Consider the following 5,009-nt stretch of genomic DNA (forward strand, 5'->3'; position numbering starts at 1 on the left):
AAGTTCCTGCAGGTAGCGATGGGTGTAGTGGATGGTGTCATCTACCGCAATACCCATCGCGATGGCGGCAATTGTCATGGTCATGAAATCGAGTGGAATACCCGCCCAGCCCATAACGCCTAACACTGCAAATGCCGAGATAATATTGGGGACAATGGCGATCAAGGCGATGCGAATCGACCTAAATATTACGCAAAAGGCAATACCAAGAGCGAGAAACACCGCGCCTAAACTAAGAATCTGGGAGGTGAACAGCTGATCTAACATTGCTTGATATAGTACAAACAGGCCGCTGAGCTTGTAATCTTCTGGCGCGACGCCCTGAGCCTGAATCTGCTTGTGGATGTCGGCAAGTAACACACCGCGATCAAGGTTCTCGGTACTGTCTTTAATTCGGGCGCTAATACGCAGCTGCGCCGGCGGCTCAATAAAATAGCTACTGAGCAGGTCTTCGCGCACGTTTTTATCAAGTGTCCAATAAATGGCGGTGAGTTCGTATTCTGTTAGTGGTTTATTGTTGTTTAGTTGCTTTGCCAGTTGGGTGAAATTCACCACCGACAGCGTAGTACCCATGGCCTCAAACTCGGCCAGTGATTTTTGAATACTGTGGGCAATCTGAACGTCCCCTGCCCTTAACAATAGATTTTTGTCTGGATTCGCTGTTTTTGGCGGCGTATAGACAATGTCTAGCTGAGTTGAACCGCCAAATTCTTTGTCGATAAAGCTCAGTTCTTTGTGAACATCGGTATCGCTAGCAAAATAATTGATAAAGCTGTTTTCGACATTTAAGCGCAATGAGCCAAAAACACTGACGGCAAAAAAGGCAATGCTAAGCAACATAATCAGGGTGCTGCGCTTGGTGCAAAACCCTTGCGCGGTTTGCATAACACCGCTAAATATACTGCTCGATTCTGTAACGTGCTCCCGAGGGAATAGCAGCAATAATGCGGGAAACAGCAGCAGCGTACAGACGATAGTCACCACCATGGCAATGATCATCATTAAGCCAAAGGTACTCACCGGCTCGATATTGCTGAGTAGCAAGGATGCAAAGCCCAAGGAGGTGGTAAATCCAGCAAAAAAACATGGCGCAATTTTTTCTTTGAGTGTTTGCAAAACAAGCTCTTTTTGGGAGGCCTCTGCTGCCTTTTCTGCTTCCTCGCGATATTGAACAATTAAGTGAATAACAATGGCGAGGCTTAATATTAACTGTAAAGAAATGAAATTAGATGAAATCACCGTGGCTTTTAAACCTAAAAGCCCAAAGGCACCAACCGTAATAAATAGATTACTCGCGCAGCACGCCACCGTAATCAAAATCCAGCTGAAGCGGCGAAATATGGCATAAATTAAGATGCAAATCGCAAGGCCAATCGCGCCGCCAAACACTTTTAGGTCGTTCTGAATAATATTAATGAGCTGGTAGCCCAGAACATGCACGCCGCCGAGGTAAAGGTCGGCATCATTCCGGTATTGTTTGATGATCTCACGGAGTTGCTCTACTTCTTTGTTGCGGCTGTCACGCAATGCATTTTCCAAGGGGGCAGCCTGTTGCTTTAGGCTATTTAGCTTGGCTTTATCTGCTTTGCTTAAAGGGCCTTCAAGTCGCTTTTCCTGAAGGGCAAGAATATTAGCATTAAGCTTTTGTAGCGCTAAATCTGGCTTAAAAAGAACTTGAATGCCGCTGGCGGTTTGTTCGTGATTCACCAACAGGCCGTCATAAATGGGGTGGTCTTTAAACAATGCCTTGAGTTCACGCTCGCTAAGATTAAGCTTATTTTGAGTGAATTCGCTTGGGTCTAAATTGGCATTGAGGGCTTCTCCTGCCTTGCTTAGTAAGGGTACGTTCATTACCGAGCGCACCGTTTTTACGCGCTCTAGCGCTGAGACTTCGCGACTAATACGGCTGATATTGTCTAAACTTTGTGCAGAAAAAACGCCTCCGGCTTTGGGCTTATAAGCAATGATCAGAAACTCTTCTGGCGAAAATTGCTGATTGATTTTTTGACTGTGAATATAGTCGCGATTGTCTTCAGAAATTAGCGTGTCGGCAGAGGCATTAATTTCAAAACTCTGGCTATGCCAAGCAAAAAAGCCGACGAGTAAGGTAAACGCCAACAAAATCAGCTTATAACGGGCAAACAACGACGCAAGCATTGACGGTTTCCTTGTTTATTTATTGTCGGGCTTATTGTTGTCAGCAGACGGTTGATATTGCTGGTCACGCAAGATCCCTTGTAAATACATGTTTCTGAAAAACAAATAGGGGTCGTTACTTTTGGCGCGCAGCGTCTCGTAACTTTCGGCTTGGGACGCAAATTCCTGTAACTTATCGCCCGCCATAATATAACTGGAGTCAGGCTGTTCAGTGATATAGGGGATGGGGTTGAGGAAATAATCTGCCACTATTCCGGTGCCGCTTCGCAGGTCTGCGGGGCCGACAAAAGGCAAAACGATATAAACACCGTAGCCACTGCCGTATTCAGCTAGTGTGTCTGAAAAGCCCGTTTCATCTTTATCCAAGGAAAACCACGCTTTAGCAGGGTCGAATATACCTGCAACGCCAATAGTGGTGTTTATGACGAAACGTGCGGTGGTGGTGCCCGCTTTACTCGGTTGCCACTGCAATAAATGGTTAAAAATATGAATTGGGGCTTTGATATTGGCGAATATGTTACTAATACCCGTTTCAACGGGGTCCGGGGTAATGTAGCGATAGCCTTTGGCAATGGGAATCAAAGCGTAGCGATAACTCACGTCATTGAACGCAAATATCGCGCGATTAAAGCCCATTAAAGGGTCGTTATAGTCGCTTTCGTCGTAACTTACTACGGTGATTTCATCGTCGCTTAAGTGCTTACTTGGCACAGTATCAGCGGCATAAAGCCACTGACTGAACCCCATTGCGCTCACGACAAGTAGCGCTAATAGCATTCGTGGCAAGCGGCCCCGACACGCCTTCAGCGGCGCATTCAAGGCCCGAGCTAAGGGAGTATCATCGACAAGTCGCATCCATTCACCACTGCTTTATTTTAGTTATGCCAACACACGGTGTATTGGCGCTAAAATTTAGAAGACAGCGTGGCTAAATTGTTCCCAATGCATATCGGTAGTTATTGGCAGCTTCTTTCAATATCAAGACTATTTATGCCCCCACCGTGCCGGTGTACCGCGGACGTCGACGTGGACAAAGGGGCCATGAGCTGAATTCTTGTCGTAAAGCCCTACCCCGCCCATTAACTCAGAATGCTTATTGTGGCTCGCTAATTTGTCAGCAATTGCGTAAAGATACTCAGCGTCTTTGATATTGGCGGCGCCATCGCGGTTAATGTCATCCATATAGTCGTTTACCGGATTCACATCGATAAAAATATCCGCCGCGCCACCGTAGATATGCCGGCTATTGGTAACATTGCCAATGGCTTTATTGTAGTAGGGCGTGCGGTAGCCACTCATTACGACAAAGCTATCGGCCCTCACACCCTTGTCGTTGACGGCATTTAAAAGCATCTCTAATTTTTCAAGCAAAGCTGGGTTCAAAAGCAAATACTTGGGGTAGCCGCCCTGTTGCTTACATAAAAATTGACCTAGTTTGAAATGCGGTGATACCAAGACTTTTTCTAACTCCGGTGTCACCTCAATAAAGCCCTTGGGCGGCTGATAGCTTTCCAGGCCTTTGAGAGCTTTAGGGTAACTGCCAATTTGGTAGCCGTTTAATTTCCCCTTAACGACCTGATTAGCTGGCCGCAATACAAATACTTGAAGATCAACTTGAGCCTTGTCTTTATTACGTACTATGCGGATGGGGTAATAGCCTGGTTTAACAGGCGCAGTCCAGCTGACGTGACCGCCCGCACTGAGCTTTAAGTTTTGCATGCCCGAACTGACCGAGAACTCCCCTGCCTTATCTTGCTTAATCTTTATATTGACAGTTTTGCCCGGCAAGACTGTACGCATATTGGTCCTTGAGCGCAGAGGCCTTTTATCGACCTCGACAATAAAAGGCGCCAGTGCTGGATCAAATTTTGTCTTCTCCTGCGCGCTGAGCAGCGGAGTGTATAGGCTTAATAAGGTCATTAAGCTCAGGATAGCGGTACGGAGTTTCAAGCTTACTAGGGTTCTGAACATTTAGTGCTCAACACGAATCAAGGGTTTGTTTAATGCTTGCCACAATGGCTGATCACGCTCGTAAATATCATTGCGAAAATTCAAAACGCCCTGCCGATCAACCCATGCGGTCCAATATTCAATATGAATAGGCAGTGGTGTTTTTAAACTTACGGTTTCAGTCACGCCCTTGGCGATAGAGGCTGCAATTCTATCGCTATCCCAGCCTTGGTCGCGCAAAAGAAATTCGGCCAGTTCCAAGGGGTCTGAAACGCGTATACAACCCGAACTAAACGCCCGCTCGGCTTTTTTAAACAGCTCCCGCGACGGCGTATCGTGCAGATACACATCATGGGGATTGGGAAACATAAACTTCACCTGCCCCAGCGCATTTTGTGGGCCCGGACCCTGAACAAGCCTAAAGGGGAAATTACGCTTGGTAATTTCATTCCAATGAATTGTATAAGGGTCAATCGCCACGGGTGAGTCCCCGCGAAACACACGAATTCCAAGGCGGTTTAAATAGCCCGGATCCTTTTGAATATCAGGAAGCTTGTCTTGAACCGCCAGTTTATACGGTACAGTCCATGTGGGGTTTAACACCAAATAGCGTATTTTATTGCTAAAAACCGGTGTCTTGCGGTAATTGCGGCCGACAACCACGGGTTTAACAAACACAGTTTCGTTGTGATCGATGATTTTAAGCTCAAATGCCGCAATATTAACAAGCAAGTGCTTGTCACCCAGATCTGCCGCCAGCCAACGCCAGCGTTCCATATTGACAACAATCTGTTGGGCGCGTTCCTTGGGCGATATGTTTAATGCTTTGATCGTTTCGCGGCCGATGATACCGTCAGGTTCTAAGCCGTGACGGCGCTGAAACACCTTAACACCCTCTGCCA

The 5,009-nt window shown here is 46.7% G+C and carries 4 protein-coding genes; all 4 read right to left on the minus strand.

The genetic code is table 11. The features are described 5' to 3' along the window. Window positions 1-2,157, minus strand: a 2,157-nt coding sequence (locus ABYT30_RS15340; RefSeq protein WP_373097376.1) for an RND family transporter, incomplete at its 3' end; no start/stop codon positions are given. Between the two features lie 15 nt (window positions 2,158-2,172). Then, on the minus strand, window positions 2,173-3,012 hold the full coding sequence (locus ABYT30_RS15345; RefSeq protein WP_373097377.1) for a VacJ family lipoprotein: 840 nt from the start codon (window positions 3,010-3,012) through the stop codon (window positions 2,173-2,175). 129 nt (window positions 3,013-3,141) lie between these two features. Beyond that, the gene (locus ABYT30_RS15350; RefSeq protein ID WP_373097378.1) at window positions 3,142-4,128 is read right to left on the minus strand and encodes a YcbK family protein; all 987 of its coding nucleotides are present in this window, start codon (window positions 4,126-4,128) and stop codon (window positions 3,142-3,144) included. Beyond that, window positions 4,129-5,009, minus strand: an 881-nt coding sequence (locus ABYT30_RS15355) for a murein L,D-transpeptidase (RefSeq protein ID WP_373097379.1), incomplete at its 5' end; no start/stop codon positions are given.

The organism is Zhongshania sp., assembly GCF_041623545.1.
Lineage (GTDB): Bacteria > Pseudomonadota > Gammaproteobacteria > Pseudomonadales > Spongiibacteraceae > Spongiibacter.

Bases quoted from the DNA above. Each gene is read 5' to 3' on its own strand.
- ABYT30_RS15345 (WP_373097377.1), bottom strand. From the start codon at position 3,012: ATGCGACTTGTCGATGATACTCCCTTAGCTCGGGCCTTGAATGCGCCG.
- ABYT30_RS15350 (WP_373097378.1), bottom strand. From the start codon at position 4,128: ATGTTCAGAACCCTAGTAAGCTTGAAACTCCGTACCGCTATCCTGAGC.